Origin of the sequence: Bacteroides fluxus YIT 12057 (assembly GCF_000195635.1) — a bacterium.
GTDB lineage: Bacteria > Bacteroidota > Bacteroidia > Bacteroidales > Bacteroidaceae > Bacteroides > Bacteroides fluxus.
Map to the genome: position 1 here is coordinate 35,228 of NZ_GL882689.1, position 20,639 is coordinate 55,866.

At 46.4% G+C, this 20,639-nt stretch carries 19 protein-coding genes; 14 read left to right on the forward strand and 5 right to left on the reverse strand.

What is annotated here, in order from left to right; translation table 11 throughout:
• The first annotated feature begins 94 nt into the window (after positions 1 to 94).
• From HMPREF9446_RS13980 to HMPREF9446_RS13990, 3 genes are read left to right on the forward strand one after another with little or no spacing between them, the layout of a single operon-like run.
• Positions 95 to 1,231, forward strand: coding sequence for a glycosyltransferase (locus HMPREF9446_RS13980; RefSeq protein ID WP_009126360.1), 1,137 nt, complete (start codon positions 95 to 97; stop codon positions 1,229 to 1,231).
• Between the two features lie 23 nt (positions 1,232 to 1,254).
• Positions 1,255 to 2,319, forward strand: coding sequence for a glycosyltransferase family 2 protein (locus HMPREF9446_RS13985; RefSeq protein WP_009126361.1), 1,065 nt, complete (start codon positions 1,255 to 1,257; stop codon positions 2,317 to 2,319).
• A gap of 4 nt (positions 2,320 to 2,323) precedes the next feature.
• The gene (locus HMPREF9446_RS13990; RefSeq protein ID WP_009126362.1) at positions 2,324 to 3,550 is read left to right on the forward strand and encodes a glycosyltransferase family 4 protein; all 1,227 of its coding nucleotides are present in this window, start codon (positions 2,324 to 2,326) and stop codon (positions 3,548 to 3,550) included.
• 47 nt (positions 3,551 to 3,597) lie between these two features.
• Here the strand turns inward: HMPREF9446_RS13990 and HMPREF9446_RS13995 are convergent, their stop codons facing one another.
• Positions 3,598 to 4,770 carry a glycosyltransferase family 4 protein gene (locus HMPREF9446_RS13995; RefSeq protein ID WP_009126363.1) on the reverse strand — a complete coding sequence of 391 codons (1,173 nt, stop codon included), beginning with the start codon at positions 4,768 to 4,770 and terminating at the stop codon, positions 3,598 to 3,600.
• A 210-nt stretch (positions 4,771 to 4,980) separates the two neighbouring features.
• Between HMPREF9446_RS13995 and HMPREF9446_RS14000 the strand changes: the two genes are divergently transcribed.
• Complete coding sequence (locus HMPREF9446_RS14000; protein ID WP_009126364.1) at positions 4,981 to 6,819, forward strand: ABC transporter ATP-binding protein; 1,839 nt, start codon at positions 4,981 to 4,983, stop codon at positions 6,817 to 6,819.
• A gap of 51 nt (positions 6,820 to 6,870) precedes the next feature.
• Here the strand turns inward: HMPREF9446_RS14000 and HMPREF9446_RS14005 are convergent, their stop codons facing one another.
• Positions 6,871 to 7,506, reverse strand: a complete 636-nt coding sequence (locus HMPREF9446_RS14005) for a ribonuclease H1 domain-containing protein (RefSeq protein ID WP_039969735.1) — start codon at positions 7,504 to 7,506, stop codon at positions 6,871 to 6,873.
• A gap of 126 nt (positions 7,507 to 7,632) precedes the next feature.
• Between HMPREF9446_RS14005 and HMPREF9446_RS14010 the strand changes: the two genes are divergently transcribed.
• From HMPREF9446_RS14010 to HMPREF9446_RS14035, 6 genes are all read left to right on the forward strand, one after another.
• Entirely contained in the window at positions 7,633 to 8,235 is a 603-nt protein-coding gene (locus HMPREF9446_RS14010) for a nitroreductase family protein (protein ID WP_009126366.1), read from the forward strand.
• Between the two features lie 95 nt (positions 8,236 to 8,330).
• Positions 8,331 to 8,858, forward strand: a complete 528-nt coding sequence (locus tag HMPREF9446_RS14015) for a shikimate kinase (RefSeq protein WP_009126367.1) — start codon at positions 8,331 to 8,333, stop codon at positions 8,856 to 8,858.
• A 108-nt stretch (positions 8,859 to 8,966) separates the two neighbouring features.
• Complete coding sequence (gene speA / locus HMPREF9446_RS14020; protein ID WP_009126368.1) at positions 8,967 to 10,859, forward strand: biosynthetic arginine decarboxylase; 1,893 nt, start codon at positions 8,967 to 8,969, stop codon at positions 10,857 to 10,859.
• 12 nt (positions 10,860 to 10,871) lie between these two features.
• Positions 10,872 to 11,663, forward strand: a complete 792-nt coding sequence (gene argB, locus HMPREF9446_RS14025; protein WP_009126369.1) for an acetylglutamate kinase — start codon at positions 10,872 to 10,874, stop codon at positions 11,661 to 11,663.
• Between the two features lie 61 nt (positions 11,664 to 11,724).
• Complete coding sequence (locus tag HMPREF9446_RS14030; RefSeq protein WP_009126370.1) at positions 11,725 to 12,234, forward strand: RNA polymerase sigma factor; 510 nt, start codon at positions 11,725 to 11,727, stop codon at positions 12,232 to 12,234.
• Positions 12,224 to 12,706: a hypothetical protein gene (locus HMPREF9446_RS14035; protein ID WP_009126371.1), complete on the forward strand. Its 483-nt coding sequence runs from the start codon at positions 12,224 to 12,226 to the stop codon at positions 12,704 to 12,706. The genes HMPREF9446_RS14030 and HMPREF9446_RS14035 overlap by 11 nt, the downstream gene beginning before the upstream one ends.
• A gap of 302 nt (positions 12,707 to 13,008) precedes the next feature.
• On the opposite strand, the gene HMPREF9446_RS14040 is transcribed toward HMPREF9446_RS14035, so the two are convergent.
• The gene (locus HMPREF9446_RS14040; protein WP_009126372.1) at positions 13,009 to 13,872 is read right to left on the reverse strand and encodes a head GIN domain-containing protein; all 864 of its coding nucleotides are present in this window, start codon (positions 13,870 to 13,872) and stop codon (positions 13,009 to 13,011) included.
• A gap of 262 nt (positions 13,873 to 14,134) precedes the next feature.
• Here HMPREF9446_RS14040 and HMPREF9446_RS14050 point away from each other — a divergent pair, with 262 nt between their 5' ends.
• A complete protein-coding gene (locus HMPREF9446_RS14050; protein ID WP_009126374.1) occupies positions 14,135 to 14,839 on the forward strand; it encodes a YgjP family zinc-dependent metalloprotease in 705 nt (234 codons plus the stop codon).
• A 6-nt stretch (positions 14,840 to 14,845) separates the two neighbouring features.
• Here HMPREF9446_RS14050 and HMPREF9446_RS14055 read toward each other — a convergent pair whose 3' ends face one another.
• The gene (locus tag HMPREF9446_RS14055; RefSeq protein ID WP_009126375.1) at positions 14,846 to 15,247 is read right to left on the reverse strand and encodes a hypothetical protein; all 402 of its coding nucleotides are present in this window, start codon (positions 15,245 to 15,247) and stop codon (positions 14,846 to 14,848) included.
• Positions 15,248 to 15,405: 158 nt separating this feature from the next.
• Between HMPREF9446_RS14055 and HMPREF9446_RS14060 the strand changes: the two genes are divergently transcribed.
• Positions 15,406 to 17,280, forward strand: coding sequence for an alpha-L-fucosidase (locus HMPREF9446_RS14060; RefSeq protein ID WP_245532289.1), 1,875 nt, complete (start codon positions 15,406 to 15,408; stop codon positions 17,278 to 17,280).
• A 150-nt stretch (positions 17,281 to 17,430) separates the two neighbouring features.
• On the opposite strand, the gene HMPREF9446_RS14065 is transcribed toward HMPREF9446_RS14060, so the two are convergent.
• Positions 17,431 to 18,060, reverse strand: a complete 630-nt coding sequence (locus HMPREF9446_RS14065; protein ID WP_039969685.1) for an HU family DNA-binding protein — start codon at positions 18,058 to 18,060, stop codon at positions 17,431 to 17,433.
• 78 nt (positions 18,061 to 18,138) lie between these two features.
• On the opposite strand from HMPREF9446_RS14065, the gene HMPREF9446_RS18790 reads away from it, so the two are divergent.
• Both HMPREF9446_RS18790 and HMPREF9446_RS14070 read left to right on the forward strand, forming a co-directional pair.
• Positions 18,139 to 18,288: a hypothetical protein gene (locus HMPREF9446_RS18790; RefSeq protein WP_009126378.1), complete on the forward strand. Its 150-nt coding sequence runs from the start codon at positions 18,139 to 18,141 to the stop codon at positions 18,286 to 18,288.
• 207 nt (positions 18,289 to 18,495) lie between these two features.
• Positions 18,496 to 20,589 carry a BT4734/BF3469 family protein gene (locus HMPREF9446_RS14070; protein ID WP_009126380.1) on the forward strand — a complete coding sequence of 698 codons (2,094 nt, stop codon included), beginning with the start codon at positions 18,496 to 18,498 and terminating at the stop codon, positions 20,587 to 20,589.
• The last annotated feature ends 50 nt before the right edge of the window (positions 20,590 to 20,639 follow it).

Below are 20,639 nucleotides of genomic sequence, written 5' to 3' on the forward strand. Positions count from 1 at the left end.
ATATTTGCATTCTTTTTATAAATGCCTGATGCGATCATGCTATATGGCTTGTTTATTGAACTTAGATTTAAATTAGATTATTTCTATTGGTAAGATGAAAAGATTACTTTATATTGACCATGACTTTCATAATAAAACCAAGTCTTCGCAATTCTTGGAAGAGCTTTTAAAAAGTGCTTATGAGGTTGAGGTCTGTAATTTTGATCCTTATGATAAGGATCCGGAATCTGCCTTTGAATGCTTGAAAAATAAGGAATTTGATATATTGGTGTTGTTTCAGGTGACGCCTGATCTTGAAAGATTGAAAAAGAATGTGAGTTTTAAACATGCTGTATTTTTCCCAATGTATGATGCGTCAGGAGGGTTGGATGATGATTTTTGGGAACAATATAGAAGTTTTAATATCATTAATTTTTCCCGCTCTCTTCATGAACGGCTTTTGGGTTTAGGATTGTCTTCCTATTATATACAGTATTTTCCTAAGCCTGCCGAATCTTTGAAGTACGGGAATCCGGGCCATGTGTTTTTTTGGCAACGGTTAACGGATTTGAATATTGACTTGGTAGAAAGGTTGTTGAGGAAGATTAGGGTGGAGAGAATCCATGTGCATAAAGTTTTGGATCCTTATCAGACATTCTCGGAACCTTCTCTTGCCATCGCCGGTAAGATAAAGTATTCTGTATGGTTTGACACGCGTGAAGAAATGTTGAGAGTCATGGAGTCTTGTGCTCTTTATATTGCTCCGCGGTTGTATGAAGGGATCGGGATGAGTTTTTTGGAGGCTATGGCTATGGGGCGATGCGTGATTGCTCCCGACAGTCCGACGATGAATGAATATATTGTTCATGGCAAGAACGGATTGCTGTATAATTATCATAAACCTAAACCGATAAAAGCCAGGCGCATTGAAAAAATCCAAAGAAACGCATATGAGTATATGAAAGAAGGGTATGCTCGGTGGACAAGGGATAAATACAAGATTCTGGATTGGTTGGAGGCTCCTTTACGTCAAGACGACTGGAGAAGGATAAAAAAACAAAAAAAGTATCAGAATATTAAGATTTATCTTCTGTTTGGTTTTCTCCCTTTGTTGGTGTTAAGAGAGAAGGCTTATAAACGGTATTATGATTTATTCGGCTTTTTGCGGATTTTGAAAAGCCGGAAGAAAGAAACTGAAATGATTTTCTATTTGTTGGGAATTATTCCTGTGTGGAAATCTAAACTGGCTTAAGACAATAATAGTAAACTTTGATTATGAATGATAATTTGGTGTTGGAAAAAGAAGCAAACGTGCCTTTGGTCACCATTGTGACCATTACCTACAATCTGATAGAGAAGAAGCGTGAGGCATGCATAAAACAATGCATAGAGAGTGTGCATGATCAGACCTATCCTTGCATTGAGCATTTGATCATTGATGGCGCGTCCAATGACGGGACATTGGAATTGTTGGGACAGTATCAGAAGCAAGGATCTATTGAGATCGTTTCCGAAGCGGACGAGGGGATATATGATGCGATGAATAAAGGAATTGCACGGGCAAAAGGGAAATATATTAATTTTCTGAATTCAGACGATTTCTTTCATAATAATAAAGCGGTAGAAATGAGTGTCAGGGCGCTGGAGGAAAAGCACGCTGACTATTCATTTGCCGATGCCATGTTGCTGTTTGAAAACGGTAAGGAGTATTTGTGGGAGGGAGATGTGTCGAAACTCCTTTGGGGGTCGCATTATTGCCACCAGACAATGTTTGTCAGAACAGAGTTGATGAGGGCTATTGGCGGTTTTGATCTTTCTTACAAAATTTCGGCGGATACAGAGATGATGATAAGGCTGTATGCACAGAAAGCTTTGTATGTGAAAGTTCCTTTTTCTATTGTAACTTATCGTGTCGGTGGTTATTCTTCGCAAAACCAGGCTCAGTCAAGAATGGACCATTCTGCCGCTTTTTATAAGCATATAGGCATGAAGATAGGCCTTAGCGAGAAGGACTGCTTTTTTTGCTGGAATCTTCGCTTTTTTGATGAGTTGTCAAAAGAACAGCAGTTTGAACTGATCAGTAAAGTTCCGCGCGAATATGGATTGAAGCATTTACTGCATGAATTTATGGCCAGGACTTATGCCGGTTCGGAAGTGTCGGCTAAATTATACTATCTTTTTGGGTTTGTTCCTGTTCTGAAGTGTAAGTGTCGTGGGAATAAGAGGTATTTCCGGCTTTTTGGTGTGCTGCCCGTTTTAAAGGTGGTAAAGTCTGTCCGTAAAGATAAATATTATCTGTTTGGGTTTATTCTTATGTTGAAAGTAAAACGTTATATGTAGGCTTATGAATAAAATATTGTTTGTATATCCGCATAACTTTTTGGAACCCAATATGGGAACCAATATCCGTGTATATTCTCTTGCTAAGGAGCTCCGTGCAAAAGGTTTTAAGATAGATCTGTTCGCTTTTCGTAATTTCATTTCTAAATATGACCGTTTTGAGGATCAGAATAAAGAAAAGTTGGTAAATCAGCTTTACCTGTATGATTATAGAAATACATCCTCGTTTAAGAGAAGAAAAGGGCTTGGAAAATATCTAAATAAGCTTTTTTCCCGTGGAGAGCTGGATAATTGGGTAACCCCTGGTATGCAGCGTCAATTTAATGAAATAGTTTCTTCTGTAGAATATGACTATATTGTAATGTTTTACGCTTATACTGCGGAACTTCTTTCTCCGGCTAATTATAAAGGAACGGCTTCCAAGGTATATTTCATGGAAGATCTTTTGTCGGTGTCTCATTTCATATCACGCAGGACCAAGTCTATTGGCAGATCATTGGACAGTGAAATTCAGCGGGTTTCTTATTTTGACAAAATAGTTTGTATATCGTCGGATGAGAAAACTCTTTTTGAGAAACTGCTTCCTGATAAATCGTTCTATTTTCTGCCCCATTTGATTGGTCGGAAAGAATCAGGGAAAAAGGCCGTGGCTCAAGTAACGAAGGTGTTATTCATTGGTTATGACAATGAATATAATATTGAAGCCATGCGTTGGTTCTTTCAGAACGTCTATAGCCGGTTGCTTACAGGCATAGAGATAATGGTAGTGGGCAAAGTTGTGAAACACATAAATGTTGACTATCCAAATCTGAAGAAAGTAGAGTATGTGGAAAGTCTGGATGAACTATATAAGACGGTGGATATCGTCATTTGCCCATTGCGGAATGGTACCGGTATGAAAATCAAGGTTATCGAAGCTATGAGTTATGGGATTCCTGTTGTCTGCACTTCCAGAGGTGTGGATGGGTTGCCTGATAAGAATGAAAACGGCTGTCTGGTAGAAGATACTCCGGAAGCATTTGCGGAGGCAATAAACAGATTGGCTACTGATAAACTTTTCTATAAGAAATGCCAGGACAGGATTGATGCCTACTTCTCGGAAACATTGGACTGGAATGTACACAATGTCATGTTGGCAAGGTTGTTTGAGCACAAGTCATCAGTGAATGCCGTGCGTTTCAATGAACTTCCGTATTCGGTTTTTGCCACAAAAGAGTGGTGCCGGGTTTGAGTTTGGATGAAAGTGTGTGTCAAAAGATAGCGGGATTCTGTTTGGGGTCACTCTTTAAAAGTACATTCTTTTTGAGAGGCTTGGTATGCTTTCCGGTAAACGGCTTCGGTTTTTTGGGCCGTTTTTCCCCAAGAGTACATTTGTAATCTTTCGCTGCCGGCTTTGATAAGCGCTTCGCGTTTCTGTGGATCGTATAATACGCTTTTGACAGCCTGGGCTATGGACTCTTCGGAATATGGGTTGAAATAGCATCCGGCCTCTCCTGCTATTTCTGGGAAGCAGCTGGTGTTGCTGAGTGCAAGGGGGCAATGACATGCATAGGCTTCTAATATGGGGATGCCGAATCCTTCGTATAAGGAAGGATAAACAAAAAGCGATGCCCTGCTGTATAGTTCGCTAAGAGCTTGGTCCGAAGCTTTTATATGGACTATGCGGTCTAAGACTCCTAATCGGGAGAGAGCTTCTTTTTCGGGGCGTTTAATGCTGTGTCCGGTACATACGACGTATAGGTCTGGGTCATTTTTCTGTAAGATGGAGAAAGCCTTTATGAATCGGTCGAAGTTTTTGTATGGAGTCCGGTCTCCTACATATAACAGAAATCTTTCCGGAAGTTTTAACCGCTGTTTTCCTGAGAAAGGACGCATGCTTGTGCCATGATAGATGACGTCTATTTTATCGGCATCTATATGCAATAATCTGATGATGTCCCTTTTCGTGTTCTCGCTGATGGCGATGATTCGGGTAGCCCGGGTTATAGTTTCTTTCTTTTCTTGTATCATGATGTCGGAATCACTGCAAAACTCGGGAAATATCTCGTGAATCATGTCATGGACTGTAATGACATAGGGATAATTGCCTATATATTTCAAGAAATAAGAATTATAATACGTTGGATGGAATATGTAGTTTTTCTTTTCTTGCAGCAGGCGTATCGTCAGTTCACGGTTCTTTTGTTCACAGTACTTTTTGTAGTGCTTTAGGATGAATCGGGGAATGGGAATCAGATGTTTTCCCAAGTGCCATGTCGTTAGATAGTAGTTGATGGAAAACCATATTCCGATATCCCATCTGCTGTTTAGTCTGCGGATAATTTCACAAAAATAGCGGGAAATACCGCCGAAGCGCTGTATTCCAAAAATTTGGTAATCATATAGAACCGAGAAACTGGATTCTTGGACGTGGGGATTTGTTTTGTGAACGGCGTTATTTCTTTGTTTCATGTAGCGGCTTTTTCATGAAAAAATAATAGAATTTGCTTTAAAATTACAAATTTAACATTAATGCGGCATATATAGAAATGTTTTATGTTAATTTCCTTGAAGTTTGTGTGTCTGAAGAACTGAATTGGCTTAAGCAGTTGGGTATCTTGATGTTTTTTTGTATTTTTGCACCCTCTATAATTATATCTATTTAGATTAGATTTTGCTGATATGTTGAAACAATTTTTTTCTTTGATGAAGCGGTATATTATGCCGTATCGTAAATACTTGACTTGGGCGTTGATTCTGAATTTTCTGTCTCAATGGTTGAATGTATTTTCCTTTATGGCTATTATTCCTATTCTGAATATTCTGTTCAAAATAGATACGAAAGTATATGAATACATGCCGATGGAGTGGGGACATATCGACAAGGATATTTTGGTGAATAACGCTTACTATTGGATTAGCCAGTTTGTGCTGGATCATGGTGCTTTCTTGACGCTTACCATGTTGGGAGGAGTATTGGTCTGTATGACGCTTTTGAAGACTTCCGGCTATTTTGCTTCTTCCGCCATTATGGTGCCTCTTCGTACCGGTATAGTCCGGGACATTCGCATTCAAGTGTATAATAAAGTATTGGATTTACCGTTGAGTTTTTTTTCCGAGGAACGTAAAGGAGACATTATTGCGCGTATGAGTGCCGATGTTACGGTTGTCGAGAATTCTCTGACCAGTTCCATTGATATGTTGATTCGTAATCCGATAGCTCTTTTGGTCTGCTTCGTGACTTTGTTTACGGTGAGCTGGGAAATGACGTTGTTTGTTTTAGTGATTCTTCCTTTAGCCGGTTGGATAATGGGGGTGATTAGCCGTAAACTAAAACGGCAATCGTCTGCTGCACAGGCTCAATGGGGAGATATTATGTCGCAGTTGGACGAGACTTTGGGAGGTTTGCGTGTCATCAAGGCTTTTATTGCCGAGAAAAAAATGTCGGCACGTTTTGCAAAGACCAACAATGACTTTAGAGATGCGATGAATGAGATGGTCATCCGCCAAAGTTCGGCACATCCGATGAGTGAGTTCCTGGGAACGTGTATTATTGTTATCGTGTTGTTGTTCGGTGGCTCTTTGATTCTGGGTAATACCTATTCGCCCATGGATGCGGCGACATTCATTTTTTATCTGGTCATTCTTTATAGTATCATCAATCCGTTGAAGGAATTCTCAAAGGCATTTTATAACATTCCGCAGGGGCTTGCCAGTATGGAACGTATTGATATGATTTTGAAGGCGGAGAACCATATAGAGGATCCGAAACATCCTTTGCCGCTGAAGGAGTTTACGGAACGGTTGGAATTCCGTAATCTTAGTTTCAGCTACATAGAGGGGCGGATGGTGCTGAAGCATATCAATTTGGTAGTGCCTAAAGGTAAAACGATTGCCTTGGTGGGACAGTCAGGATCGGGAAAATCCACTCTGGTGGATTTGGTGCCCCGTTACCATGACGTGACGGATGGAGAGCTGCTGATAGACGGTAAGAACGTAAAAGATGTTTCTATTTGCAGTTTGCGTTCCTTGATAGGCAATGTGAATCAAGAGGCTATCCTGTTCAATGATACCTTCTATAATAACATTACTTTCGGTGTTGAGAATGCCACTATGGAACAGGTGATTGAGGCCGCGAAAATTGCTAACGCGCACGACTTTATTATGGAAACCGAACGAGGGTACGACACGATGATCGGTGATCGTGGAGGACGATTGTCGGGCGGGCAGCGTCAGCGTGTCAGCATAGCCCGCGCCATCTTGAAGAATCCGCCTATTTTGATTTTGGATGAGGCAACCTCGGCACTCGACACGGAAAGTGAACGTTTGGTTCAGGAAGCTTTGGAACGTTTGATGAAGTCGCGTACGACCATTGCCATTGCCCATAGACTTAGCACGATTAAGAATGCCGATGAAATATGTGTGCTGTACGAGGGTGAAATTGTAGAACGCGGTACGCATGACGAACTGATTGCTCTTAATGGATACTATAAGAAACTGAACGACATGCAGAGTCTTTAAGAACTCTGCATGTTGTGCCTGCCGTCTGTATTGTTCCTTTGTGAACTCCCTTTATTTCCTGCCGAAATCGGCGGGAATTTCTCCCCATTGTTTGGTCTCCCATTTTAAGATGGGGGTGTTATAAGTATTTTCGCGCAACCACTTCTCTGCACGTTCTATTAAAACGAAAAGCTCTTCTGTCTTGGAGTCGCGGGGAAGTTTGGTTTTGCATTTCTTTTGTTTAACCCAGCTGATGGCATTCACGCTGTCGCTGTAGATGGGCATATCAAAACCTTTTTGCTTCAGTAAGGCAAGCCCATGAACGATGGCCAGAAATTCTCCGATATTATTAGTGCCGTACATGGGGCCGAAATGAAAAATCCGTTGGCGGCTGGCAACGTGCACGCCCTGATACTCCATTGCTCCGGGATTTCCGCTGCAGGCAGCATCTACAGCCAAACTGTTGTCTATGACAGAAAGGGGCAGAGGAGCATCTGCACCGCTTTGTTTGGAAACCTTGGATACGGAATTCTTGCCTATATAGGCATAGGGGGAGGAGGCAAAGGCCTTTTCCGCTTCTTTACGCGTCTCGAAAGACTTGTACTTTGCGCCTTCGTACCCTTTTATTTGTAGTTGGCAATCTGTCCACGAAGTATAAATACCGGGATTGACGCCTGCCCATACGACATAAAATTTCTCTTTCTTCATAATGGGGGCAAAGGTAGGAAATAAAAATATCTTCAGTGAAAAGAATTGGAAATACTTGAGGGGTAGAACAAACCGCCTTTTGTTTTGTTCTTTTATATAAGATAAAATTGAAAAAAAGAAATAATCATGAAACGAACATTTGAAGAAGCCTTGGAGCATCGCCGCAGTTATTACGCTATCGGCAGTGACTCACCGGTATTGGATGAAGAAATAGTACATGTCGTACGCGAAGCAGTAAAGAATGTGCCTTCGGCATTTAACTCCCAGTCAACGAGAATTGTATTGTTGTTTGGAGACGAACATCGGAAATTGTGGGATATTGTGAAGTCCACTCTCAAGAAACGCATCTCTGCAGAAGCTTTTGTGCAGACAGAGGCCAAGATAGACGGCTGCTTTGCCAGCGGGCACGGTACTGTACTCTATTTGGAGGATACGTCCGTTGTCAAGAAGCTTCAAGATTCATTCCCCTCCTATAAAGACCGTTTCCCGACTTGGTCGCAGCATGCTTCTGCCATGCATCAACTGGCTGTCTGGGCTATGCTTGAAGATTTGGGGTTGGGTGCTTCCCTGCAGCATTACAATCCATTGATCGATGAGGAGGTGCGCCGTACCTGGAACCTCCCCGAAGAGTGGGAACTGGTTGCGGAAATGCCTTTCGGAACACCGACCGGTGAACCGGGAGAGAAGGAATTTGAAGATTTAAGCAAGCGTATCAAGATTTTCCGGTGATCTAGAGTACTCCCAACCCAGAATTGCTTACCTTTGCCCATATCTTTGGGAGCTACTGGTGGTTCCCGGCTCTAAACTTGTAATTCGTGGCAGATATGATACGTATATTCTTGACCGGCTATATGGGGGCCGGTAAAACAACATTAGGAAAGGCTTTTGCCCGTGCATTGAATGTGCCGTTCGTTGATTTGGACTGGTATATCGAGGAACGTTTTCACAAATCTATCCGTGAATTGTTCACTGAGCGGGGAGAAGCCTCTTTTCGTGAACTGGAACGGAATATGCTCCACGAGGTAGCTGAATTTGAAGATGTGATTGTCTCTACCGGAGGGGGCACACCTTGTTTTTTCGATAATATGGAATATATGAACGGGCATGGGCAGACCGTATTCCTGGACGTCCATCCTGATATCCTGTTCCGCCGCCTTCGCATAGCTACCGTGCAACGCCCTATTCTACAGGGAAAAACGGATGAAGAACTGTATGCCTTTATTGTGGATGCATTGGCCAAGCGTGCCCCTTACTACACACAGGCGCGGTATCGTTTTGACGGAGGACATCTGGAAAGTCATCGGCAAATCGCTGAGTCCGTGCAACAATTACGTAAACTCTTGGAGGTTTAATCCCTTGTAAATGTGAATTTTCCGATTAAAACGGCGGGAAATATCATATTTATATGTATTTTTGTCCCCCTTATAAATTAAACTACTAAAACTGCAGAGTAACAGAAAATGAGAAAATGGCGTATTGAAGATTCAGAAGAGCTGTACAACATAACAGGTTGGGGCACTTCGTACTTTAGTATCAATGACAAAGGTCATGTTGTGGTAACACCGCGTAAGGATGGAGTTGCCGTCGATTTAAAAGAATTGGTGGATGAGCTGCAGCTGCGTGATGTAGCGGCTCCTATGCTGGTGCGTTTTCCCGATATTCTTGACAACCGGATTGAAAAGATTTCCTGCTGTTTCAAGCAGGCGTCTGAGGAATATGGCTACAAGGCGGAGAATTTTATCATCTACCCCATTAAGGTCAATCAGATGCGCCCTGTGGTCGAGGAGATTATCAGTCATGGGAAGAAGTTCAACCTGGGACTGGAAGCAGGCTCCAAACCGGAGTTGCATGCGGTGATTGCCACCAATATGGACTCTGATTCGCTGATTATCTGTAATGGATATAAGGACGAGAGTTACATAGAGCTTGCCCTGTTGGCTCAGAAGATGGGAAAGCGCATTTTCCTCGTAGTAGAAAAAATGAACGAGTTGAAGCTGATAGCCAAGATGGCGAAGCGATTGGGGGTCAAACCCAATCTTGGCATTCGTATCAAGCTGGCTTCTTCGGGAAGTGGCAAATGGGAGGATTCCGGAGGCGATGCCAGCAAGTTCGGCCTTTCTTCCAGCGAATTGTTGGAGGCGCTCGATTATTTGGTGGAAAAAAACATGCAGGACTGTCTGAAGTTGATCCATTTCCATATCGGAAGCCAGATTACTAAGATCCGTCGCATCAAGACGGCGCTGCGTGAGGCTTCACAATTCTATGTACAGTTGCATGCCATGGGTTTCAAAGTGGAATTTGTGGATGTAGGCGGTGGTCTGGGTGTGGATTATGACGGTACGCGTTCTTCCAATAGCGAAGGGAGCGTGAACTACTCCATCCAGGAATATGTGAACGACTCGATTTCCACGCTTGTCGATGCCAGTGACAAGAACGGCATTCCCCATCCCAATATCATTACTGAAAGCGGGCGCGCTTTGACGGCACATCACTCTGTACTCATTTTTGAAGTGTTGGAGACTGCGACCTTGCCCGAATGGGATGATGAGGAGGAGGTGACGAAGGAAGATCATGAACTGCTTCAGGAATTGTACAGCATCTGGGATACATTGAATCAGAACAGAATGCTGGAAGCATGGCACGATGCGCAGCAGATACGCGAGGAAGCCCTTGATTTGTTCAGCCATGGTATCGTCGATTTGCAGACACGTGCCAAAATCGAACGTCTGTATTGGTCAATCATGCGTGAGGTGAACCAGATAGCCGGTGGCTTGAAGCATGCGCCCGATGAATTCCGCGGACTTCCTAAGTTATTGGCAGATAAATACTTCTGTAACTTTTCACTTTTCCAGTCCTTGCCGGACTCTTGGGCGATAGACCAGATTTTCCCGATTCTACCTATCCAGCGCCTGGATGAGAAACCCGACCGTACGGCTACGTTGCAGGATGTTACCTGTGATTCGGATGGAAAGATTGCCAACTTCGTCTCTACCAAGAATGTTTCCCATTACTTGCCGGTGCATACTCTGAAAGGCAAGGAACCTTACTATGTGGGTGTCTTTTTGGCGGGGGCTTATCAGGAGATTCTCGGTGATATGCACAACCTGTTCGGTGACACGAATGCCGTGCATGTATCTGTAAACGAGAAAGGCTATACCGTTGAACAAGTAATTGACGGCGAAACAGTCGCGGAAGTGCTTGACTATGTACAATATAACCCTAAGAAATTGGTAAGGACCCTTGAAACTTGGGTGACCCAGTCTGTCAAGGAAGGGCGTATCTCCTTGGAAGAAGGGAAGGAATTCTTGTCCAATTACCGTTCGGGATTGTACGGATATACATACTTGGAATAATTTGTTTAATGAATGACCGGTAATAAGAAAGTGAGAGAAAAGCTGACTGTAATCAAAGTGGGTGGCAAGATTGTAGAAGAAGAAGCCACCCTCTGCAAGTTGTTGGATGATTTTGCTGCCATTGACGGCTATAAAGTCCTGGTACATGGGGGCGGACGCTCGGCTACGAAGCTGGCCGCCCAACTGGGCATCGAGAGTAAAATGGTAAACGGCCGCCGCATTACTGACGCCGAAACCCTGAAAGTGGTGACTATGGTGTATGGCGGATTGGTAAACAAGAATATTGTGGCCGGGCTTCAGGCGCGTGGCGTGAATGCATTGGGGCTTACCGGTGCCGACATGAACGTGATCCGTTCCGTAAAACGTCCGGTGAAAGAGGTGGATTATGGCTTTGTAGGCGATGTGAAGCAAGTGGACGGGGCTTTCTTGGGCGAACTTATCCACAAGGGTGTGGTGCCGGTCATGGCTCCGTTGACCCATGACGGCAATGGAAATATGCTGAACACGAATGCCGATACCATTGCCGGAGAAACAGCCAAGGCGTTGGCGGAGCAGTTCGATGTGACCTTGGTGTATTGCTTTGAGAAGAAAGGCGTACTGCGTGACGAGAATGATGACGACAGTGTCATTCCGCAGATTACGCCCGATGAGTTCAGGCAATACGTTGCCGATGGAGTGATTCAAGGAGGGATGATTCCCAAACTGGAAAATTCTTTTGAGGCAATAAATGCCGGAGTGTCTGAGGTCGTAATTACCTTGGCTTCAGCCATTAATGCTACCGGTGGAACTCGGATCAAAAAATAATCCGAAAAAATATGGCGGCAGCCTGTAACTTTCCGAATACTTAACCGTCAATTTATTAGAGATGCAAGAAATCAGCTTTCGCAATGATATTCTTCCGCTGAAAGACAAACTCTTTCGGTTAGCCTTGAGAATCACATTTGACAGGGCGGAAGCGGAAGATGTGGTGCAGGAAACGCTGATACGGGTCTGGAAAAAGCGTGACGAGTGGACGCAGTTCGGTTCTATCGAAGCCTATTGCTTGACAGTGGCAAAGAATCTGGCGATAGACCGCAGCGAAAAGAAAGACGCTCAAACCGTGGAATTGACGTCCGAGATGGAGCAGGCCTCCGATGCATCGAGCCCTTACGAGAAGCTGGTGACTAAAGAACGGATGGCGCTGATTCACCGGCTGATGAACGGACTTCCCGAAAAGCAACGGCTGATTATGCAGCTGAGGGATATCGAAGGTAAGAGCTATAAGGAAATAGCGATTGTCTTGAGCCTGACGGAGGAGCAAGTGAAAGTGAACCTCTTCAGGGCAAGGCAAAAAGTAAAACAAAAGTTTATAGATATAGAAGGTTATGGACTCTAAATATATAGAACAACTCTTGGAACGCTACTGGCAGTGTGAAACTTCCCTGGAGGAAGAAGATCAGCTACGTGCTTTCTTTAATGGAAATTGTGTTCCCGGACACTTGCTGCGTTACAAGGAATTGTTTGTATATCAGCAACTCCAGCAAGAAGAGTGCTTGGGCGAAGATTTCGATGCACGGGTACTTGCCGAGATTGAAGTTCCGGTTGTCAAGGCGAGACGTCTGACATTGACTGCACGCTTCCTGCCGTTGTTCAAAGCCGCCGCGGTAGTGGCAGTGGTTCTTTCACTGGGGAACGTGATGCAACATTCGTTTTTCTCGGATGTGAAGGAGGTAGCCGCAGCCGACACTATCGGTAAACAGATTTCCGCACCGTCGGTAGCCCTTTCGGGGGATGCAAGCGTGGCACACGAGAAGCAGATCATAGACAGTCTGCGACGTGTGGATAAGGAGCAGGAAATCAAGGAATAGACATTTTCATTTGCTTTTTAAATAACATTTTCATTTGCTTTAAACATAATATAGTTAGTGTGCTTTATTAAAACAACTTGAGGCTGTGAAGTTTCAATTCTCTCAAAATCTTATAAAAACTAACTAAAATAAATGGGACGCCGCGTGATGCAGCGTCCCTTTTATATTTTTATCTACTGGCTATCCGGATAACACATAAGGCTTCCTCACGGAAGCCTTATGCCTTTTGTTAAAATAATCTTTTAGAGAGAATCTTGTTTAGGTCTATATCGATTGATTTCCGGATTTATTATACCATCCGGTTAGAGTTTATACAGTCCTTTCTTGGGAATGTCCAATTGCGGCTCGCCTTTATAACCTACACTGCCGCTGCCACTGGTACGGACTTTTAAGAACTTTGTGGCAAAGCACTTGATGTCACCCGAACCGGCAATGAAGGTATTGACTTTCTGGGCTTCCAGTCCTTCTGCAAATAAATCTCCCGAACCGGAAATGGAATAAGACGCATCTTGTGCGGTACCGCTCAGCACGATTGTTCCGGAACCTGCGATGCTGGCTTCTACATCCGTGGCCGTGATGTTCTTGATATGTATGTCGCCCGAACCTGCAACAGATGTTTTCAGGCTGTTGCACGTGATGGCTTGTGCGTTGATATCTCCCGAACCCGCGATGGAAACCTTCATGTGGCTGCAACTGATATCCTGCCCTTTGATGTCTCCCGAGCCCGCAACGCTGATTGAAAGGTCGTTTTCGGTTTTCAGTCCGTTGGCAAAGATGAAATCTCCGGAGCCCGCTAATGAAACGCCGCTTAAATCGGGAGAAGTGACACGCACTTCAAGTTTGTCGTAAGATACTTTTGTATTCTTTTTGAATCCGATGTGCAGCGTGCTGCCCTTCACTTGGATGTCAAGCAAGTCGATGATATTGTCAGAAGTATAGATTTCCAGGTCCGGTGAACCCGCTTTTTGCTTGTAGCTCACATCCATACTGCCGGCCACGGAGATTTTTTCGAACTTATCTATTTTCATCTTTTTGGTTACATAATTCTTGCTGGCCTTGATGGTTTTTCCAAAGATGCTGCCTGTACTGACCGTACGTTGCTGTGAACAAGCGGTCGTGCAGAATGCCAGACTGATGATGGCGAGGAATGTAGTTAAACTTTTCATATTCGTTTGTTATTTTAGATTTTGTATTTACTCATTAGACGTGAACCGTTCTCCAAAAGTTGCACATTGAAGTGTTTTTTTTTGAAGAACCTGTATTGCTGCATTATATCCAATTTCTGTGCCATAAATGTAACCTGTTGATACAGTGCGTGTAGATAAAGTGTCTGGGTGTTCGTTATCGGACACCTTGTTCGCTTTTGATAAACAATTACTTGTTTTTTCAGCCAATTCTTCGTTCTTTTGTTCCTTCATAAAGAATTTGATGGAACCAGAACGCATATTGGAAGATGAAGAACTGGGGCGTTTGTTTGTCCGGGTAAACGTCCGGGCAAAACGCTTGACTTTCCGCACGAAGGAGGAGGGGGTATATGTGACTATACCTCCCGGTACCACATTGACAGAGCTGAAGAAGGCTATAGAGCAGCTGCGCCCGCGTTTGAAGGTTGCCAAAGAAAGGCACTCCCGTCCGTTGATCGACTTGAATTACCGGATTGACACGGAGTACTTCAAACTGACGCTGGTCGGCGGGCAGAGAGAACGTTTCCTGTCGCGTTCCGAACTTGGAGAGATGCAGATTATCTGTCCTCCGGGTGCCGACTTTTCGGATAAGTCCCTGCAAACCTGGCTTCGCAAAGTCATTGAGGAGGCTTTGCGCCGGAATGCCAAGATCATTTTACCTCCCCGTTTGTACATGCTCTCCATGCAGCACAACCTTCCTTATAAGCGTGTGAAGATAAATTCCAGCAGCGGGCGCTGGGGGAGTTGTTCTGCCCGGGGCGACATTAACCTGTCCTATTATCTGGTATTGCTTCCCGGGCATCTGATAGACTATGTGCTGTTGCACGAATTGGCTCATACCCGTGAGATGAACCACGGAGAACGCTTCTGGGCCTTGCTGGACCGGCTGACCGGAGGCCGGGCGCAAGCTTTGCGGGAAGAACTGAAGCAATGCCGCACAGGTATCTGAGCCGGACTATTGCTCTTGTGACAGTTGCTTTACTTCTTCCCCTTCTTTTTCGAAGCGGTATTTTCCGCCCTTCTCGCTCAATTCGAATAATGAGAGTTTTTCCGTTGCGTTATTGACAATCATCAGTGCGCTTTGTTCGGCAAAGCGTTTTACCTCGATGGTGAAAGGCTCTTCGGTGATGTTCCGGTTGACCAACAGGCTGTCATTGATAAAAATGGAGGTGGAGTCGCCGGCAAACCCGCCGGTGAGGGTGATGGTATATACTTCATTGAAAACCCTGTCTTCCGCTTTTCGCTGTTGCAGCCTCATGCTCATGTAAACGAAGATTACGACTACGAAGATGACGGCAAAGGCAAGAATACCGTTGCCTACCATAAACTGTTTGTTGGTGTTAAGACGATGTGCCATATACGGGATAGTTTTAAGAACATTGCAAATGTAGTGATTAAAATTGAGCCGGCAGACTTTTCTCTCTCTTAAAGCCGTGTATTTGTGGCAGGAATGAATATTTTTCCGTAATTTTGTCATTGACAATTAAATGTAATGCTATGAAATCTTTTGCATCAATGACTTTCAGTCTCGCTGTAGCTTTGGCTGTAGCCTCTTGTTCCTCGCCGGACGTCAAGGCGCCGGAACCAGTTTTGCCTATTCCCGAACAGAAACAGGTGGAGTGGCAAAAAATGGAAACATACGCTTTTATCCATTTCGGCCTGAATACGTTCAATGACCGTGAATGGGGATATGGTGATTCCGATCCCGCTACCTTCAACCCTGCCCGGCTGGACTGCGAACAGTGGGCGAAGACCTTGGTGAACTCCGGCATGAAAGGAGTGATCCTCACCGCCAAGCATCATGACGGTTTTTGCCTTTGGCCCTTCAAGGGTACAGACTACAGCATAGCCAATTCTCCTTATAAGGGAGGGAAGGGCGATATCGTACGCGAACTTTCGGACGCCTGCCGGAAATACGGGCTGAAGTTCGCCGTCTATCTTTCTCCGTGGGACCGGCATCAGGCCAATTACGGCACGCCGGAATATCTGGATTATTTCTATGCGCAGCTGCGTGACCTGCTGACCAATTACGGTGAAGTGTTCGAAGTCTGGTTTGACGGCGCCAATGGCGGTGACGGCTGGTATGGAGGCGCCAAGGAAGCACGTACCATAGACCGCAGGAACTATTATAATTACCCGCGTATTTATGAGATGCTGGACAGTATCCAGCCGCAGGCGGTGGTTTTCTCCGACGGAGGTCCCGGATGCCGTTGGGTGGGCAACGAAAGGGGCTTTGCCGGTGCTACCAACTGGTCGCTTCTGCGCAAGGGAGAGGTCTATCCCGGCTATAACAAGCACCTGGAGTTGCAATACGGGCATGCGGACGGCAATCAATGGGTTCCGGCGGAGTGTGATGTATCCATCCGTCCGGGCTGGTTCTACCATCCCGAAGAGGACGGGCGCGTCAAGACTCCCGAACAACTGGTTGACCTGTATTACCGCAGTGTGGGGCATAACGGCACGCTTCTGCTGAACTTCCCCGTTGACCGTAACGGACTGATTCATCCGGTGGACTCGGCCAATGCCGTCAAGTTTCATCAGCTTGTGCAGGAAGAATTGAAGACCAACCTGGTGGCAGGCGTGGTTCCGGAGGTTTCCAACGAACGGGGCGGCAAGTTCACGGCATCTGCCATGACGGATACCGGCTATGATACGTATTGGGCTACGGAAGACGGGGTACATGCCGCTGATGTGGAATTTTCGTTCCGCCGGCCTCAGCGCATGAACCGTATGCTGCTGCAGGAATATATCCCGCTTGGGCAGCGGGTGAAATCTTTTGTGGTGGAATATAAGGATAAGGGCGGCGAATGGCTTCCTGTACGTCTGAATGAAGAAACGACCACGGTAGGCTATAAGCGTTTGCTGCGTTTCGAGACGGTTGTATCCGATGGCATCCGCATTCGTTTTACAGATTCCCGCGGTCCTTTGTGCATCAATAATATAGGCGTCTATGATGCGGGCGAAGGAGCCGACGTAGTTTATGCAGTGCCGGCAGAACAGATACAAAGCATGTCTTTCAGCCTGCCGGGCAAGTCGGAGGAAGCAATGGCGGCTGCTTCCGACCGCAACGGGCAGACTACTCTCTTCATAGACGGTGACAGCCTGGTCATCGACTTGGGCAAGGAACGTACCGTTTCTTCTTTCCACTTCCTGCCCGACCAGGGAGAACCGAATAAAGGACTTATCGCCAATTATGAACTGTCGGTGGGCACGGATGCCGGTCGCATCAATCGGGTGGTGAAAGCCGGTGAGTTTTCCAACATCAAGAACAATCCGGTCATGCAATCGGTGTATTTCACTCCGGTCACGGCCCGTTACATCCTCTTGAAGGCCACCCGGATGATTGTCCCCGGCGAGGCCATGGGATTTGCCGAGATAGCCGTTCAGTGATATTCTCTCTACAGGGAGTTTTTTCATATTTTGCCGTCACTCCGTCACTGCTGTCCTGAAACTCCCTCTCCATCGGCATTTGCGTAGTGACGGCAAGCGTGACGGCAACGTGACGGCAACTGCTTGCCGTCACTTTTTTTTTCTTTAATATCAACAATTTTCTTCTGTAACTTCCTGTTTCATAGGCCTTACGTAAACTTTGTGAGACCCTCTTCCCATTGCTTCCAAATAACCTTTGTTAACAAGCAAATTGAGGTCATTCAGCGCTTTGTTCTTCAAAAGTCCTGTAATTCCGCTATATTCCTTGCGTGTAATGAAGGGATGAGTGTCGAGATACGCCGTCAGCCGGCGGTAACGTTCGCCTCCGCTCACTTCCTGGCTTTGCCGGAAACCATATCCGGGGCGGACGCGCTCCAGAAATCCGCCGCACTGCTTGCGGAAGGCGGGCGACACGCGGAAATTTACTTTCCCGAAACTGATACTCTGTGCGTGAATCTCACCCTTGTCTTCTACGGGGCGGGCGGTGAGTCCGGCGGAAAAGAATCCCATATTTCCCATCTGCACGTGGTGCCCCTCGGAAAGATAATAGGAAATGCGGTCCTCGAATGCCGCGAGCAGTCCTTTGATGTCGCCGGGCGTGAAACTGGACATGTGGCTGATGTCGCTCACCAGCCGTTCGGTGTCGATGGTCCCTTTGTTTACGATGCGTGGATACATGAGTTGTGGTTTGTCGTCGCCTTTAGCGTGCGGCATGGGTTTGAAATCGTACTTTGCTGCCATAAAGCTTGTTGTTTTAAAGGTTGAATCTATAGATTGGAGTTTCGGGACATTGGTGTATTTTCTCCTTTCCATAGGTATATGATGCCGGAAAGAGTAGTGCAGAATGCCTTGAAGCCTTATGCAAAACTTCGTCCCACGACCCCGGGCTGTCCGGCACAGGCACGTGAACCGTCGGGCACACGTACCTGCCCCGTCGGGCACACGCCCGTGGGACGAGGCTTTGCATAAGGCAAAGATACAAAATGTATAAGGCAAATGCAAGTTTATGATTAATCTTTTCTTAATCTTTTGTCTATCTTTCAGACGTTGGGAAACGTTGTTCTTGATGCGCGCAAATGCCTTTGTTTATTTGGATATATGGACTTTTTCCCGTACCTTGCGGAAGCTAAGGGAATAGTCCTTTTAGTGTTTGATATTTTCAAAAACAGATAGAAAGTGAAGATCACATTGATAAGAACCGGTGCGGACACCGGAAGAGAGAGTCTCGTCACCTGCGAGGCGGGTGCCTTTATGGAACGGATAAAGACGGAGACCCAAGGGAAGTATGTCAGCGGTTTGCGCACCATGCTGGCCTATGGCTTCGGCACGGATCATGGAAGCTACACGCATATAGACCGCCTGCCCCGTGTCTGTCCCGGTGTGGAGTGGGGGCGTACCAGGGAGGGGGAACGGAAGTTGAAGCACTACAACGGCCTCGTGATGCTGGAGGTGCAGCGGCTTTCCGGATTTTCGGAGGTGGAGTTGGTGAAAAGACAGGCTGCGCTTCTGCCCCAGACCTGTGCCGCCTTTGCCGGAAGCAGCGGGCGGAGTGTGAAGATATGGGTGAATTTTGCCCTGCCGGACGGTAGCCTGCCGCAGGGGCCGGAGGAAGTCAGTCTGTTTCATGCACATGCCTACCGCATGGCGGTGCAGTGTTACCAGCCCATACTTCCTTTTCCCATTCTGCTGAAAGAGCCCTTGCCTGCGGACAGTTTCCGCATGACGCAGGACAGCGCGCCCTACTATAATCCTTCCTCTGTACCTTTTTGCCTGGAGCAACCCCTTTCCATGCCTGCCGAGCAGACCTTCGGGGAGCATAAGCTGGCGGAACGGAATCCCTTGCTGCGCCTTCAGCCGGGATATGAATCGTCGCAGACCTTCACGTTATTGTTTGAAACGGCGTTGGGCAGGGCGTTGGACGAATTGGAGAACTGGCGCCGAGGTGACGAGCTGTACCCTTTGCTGGTGCACCTGGGCGAGCCGTGTTTCCGGGCGGGCATCCCCGAAGAGGAGGCGGTGCGGCAAGTGCTGGTGCATTTTTACAGGCAGGCGGACGAGCAGACGGTGCGTGCCACCTTGCATAACATTTACCGTGAATGTAAGGGTTTCGGAAAGAAAAGCATACTCACTCCGGAACAATCCACTTGCCTGAAACTGGAAGAATTCATGGAGCGCCGTTACGAAATTCGTTACAACGAGCTGATGGGCGACCTGGAATATCGCCAACGCGACTCCATCCACTTTTATTTCCGGCCGATGGACCAGCGTGCCCGCAGCAGTGTGGCGTTGGATGCGTTGCAAGAGGGCATCCGCGTGTGGGACAGGGACGTTGCCCGTTACCTCACCTCCAACCGTATCCCCCTCTACAACCCCGTGGAAGAATATCTTTGCGATACAGGCCGTTGGGACGGCAAAGACCGCATCCGTGCCTTGGCCGACCTCGTCCCGTGCGACAATCCGCATTGGAGGGAGTTCTTTTATCGCTGGTTTCTCAATATGGTGGCGCATTGGCGCGGGTCGGACAAGCTTCACGCCAACAGTACCTCGCCCTTGCTGATAGGTGCGCAGGGGTACCGCAAGAGTACTTTCTGCAGGATATTGTTGCCGCCGGAACTCCGTTTCGGCTATACGGACAGCCTGGACTTCAATAGCAAGCGCGATGCGGAGATGTATCTGGGGCGCTTCCTGTTGGTGAATATAGACGAATTCGATCAAATCAGCGTCAATCAGCAGGGGTTTTTGAAGCATCTGTTGCAGAAGCCGGTGGCGAACTTGCGCAAGCCCTACGGCAGCAGCATTCGGGAGGTACGTCGTTATGCTTCGTTCATCGGCACAAGCAACCATAAAGATTTGCTTACAGATACTAGCGGCAGCCGTCGTTTTGTTTGTGTGGAGGTAACGGCGCCCATCCGTACGGATGTAACGATAAATTATAGGCAGCTGTATGCGCAGGCCATGCATGACATCGTGAAGGGGGAACGTTACTGGTTCAACGACGAGGATGAGGCGATTCTGAAAGAGACCAACCGTGAATTTGAACAACTCAGTCCGTTGGAGCAGCAGTTTCATTGCTGCTTCCGCCTGCCCGGGGAGGGTGAAGAGGGCGAGTATCTCTCGCCGATGCAGATATTGGAGGTGCTGCATGCACGGAACCGGGAGATAAAGTTGAGCGGCAGCCATGTGAGCACTTTCGGCAGGATACTGAAAAAGAATGGAGCACAGTCGAAACGGACGAACAAAGGGGTGGTTTATCGAGTGGTGAGGGTGTGACTTTTTCATTGCTTCAGCTTCAAAGTAAGTTGAAAGTTTGGCATTTTTCC

Bases quoted from the DNA above. Each gene is read 5' to 3' on its own strand.
- HMPREF9446_RS14005 (WP_039969735.1), bottom strand. From the start codon at position 7,506: ATGAAGAAAGAGAAATTTTATGTCGTATGGGCAGGCGTCAATCCCGGT.
- HMPREF9446_RS13980 (WP_009126360.1), top strand. From the start codon at position 95: ATGAAAAGATTACTTTATATTGACCATGACTTTCATAATAAAACCAAG.
- HMPREF9446_RS14015 (WP_009126367.1), top strand. From the start codon at position 8,331: ATGATACGTATATTCTTGACCGGCTATATGGGGGCCGGTAAAACAACA.
- HMPREF9446_RS14065 (WP_039969685.1), bottom strand. From the start codon at position 18,060: ATGGCAGCAAAGTACGATTTCAAACCCATGCCGCACGCTAAAGGCGAC.
- HMPREF9446_RS14000 (WP_009126364.1), top strand. From the start codon at position 4,981: ATGTTGAAACAATTTTTTTCTTTGATGAAGCGGTATATTATGCCGTAT.
- HMPREF9446_RS14030 (WP_009126370.1), top strand. From the start codon at position 11,725: ATGCAAGAAATCAGCTTTCGCAATGATATTCTTCCGCTGAAAGACAAA.
- argB (WP_009126369.1), top strand. From the start codon at position 10,872: ATGACCGGTAATAAGAAAGTGAGAGAAAAGCTGACTGTAATCAAAGTG.
- HMPREF9446_RS14010 (WP_009126366.1), top strand. From the start codon at position 7,633: ATGAAACGAACATTTGAAGAAGCCTTGGAGCATCGCCGCAGTTATTAC.
- HMPREF9446_RS18790 (WP_009126378.1), top strand. From the start codon at position 18,139: ATGATGCCGGAAAGAGTAGTGCAGAATGCCTTGAAGCCTTATGCAAAA.
- HMPREF9446_RS14035 (WP_009126371.1), top strand. From the start codon at position 12,224: ATGGACTCTAAATATATAGAACAACTCTTGGAACGCTACTGGCAGTGT.
- HMPREF9446_RS13995 (WP_009126363.1), bottom strand. From the start codon at position 4,770: ATGAAACAAAGAAATAACGCCGTTCACAAAACAAATCCCCACGTCCAA.
- HMPREF9446_RS13985 (WP_009126361.1), top strand. From the start codon at position 1,255: ATGAATGATAATTTGGTGTTGGAAAAAGAAGCAAACGTGCCTTTGGTC.
- HMPREF9446_RS14060 (WP_245532289.1), top strand. From the start codon at position 15,406: ATGACTTTCAGTCTCGCTGTAGCTTTGGCTGTAGCCTCTTGTTCCTCG.
- HMPREF9446_RS14040 (WP_009126372.1), bottom strand. From the start codon at position 13,872: ATGAAAAGTTTAACTACATTCCTCGCCATCATCAGTCTGGCATTCTGC.
- HMPREF9446_RS14055 (WP_009126375.1), bottom strand. From the start codon at position 15,247: ATGGCACATCGTCTTAACACCAACAAACAGTTTATGGTAGGCAACGGT.
- HMPREF9446_RS13990 (WP_009126362.1), top strand. From the start codon at position 2,324: ATGAATAAAATATTGTTTGTATATCCGCATAACTTTTTGGAACCCAAT.
- speA (WP_009126368.1), top strand. From the start codon at position 8,967: ATGAGAAAATGGCGTATTGAAGATTCAGAAGAGCTGTACAACATAACA.
- HMPREF9446_RS14050 (WP_009126374.1), top strand. From the start codon at position 14,135: ATGGAACCAGAACGCATATTGGAAGATGAAGAACTGGGGCGTTTGTTT.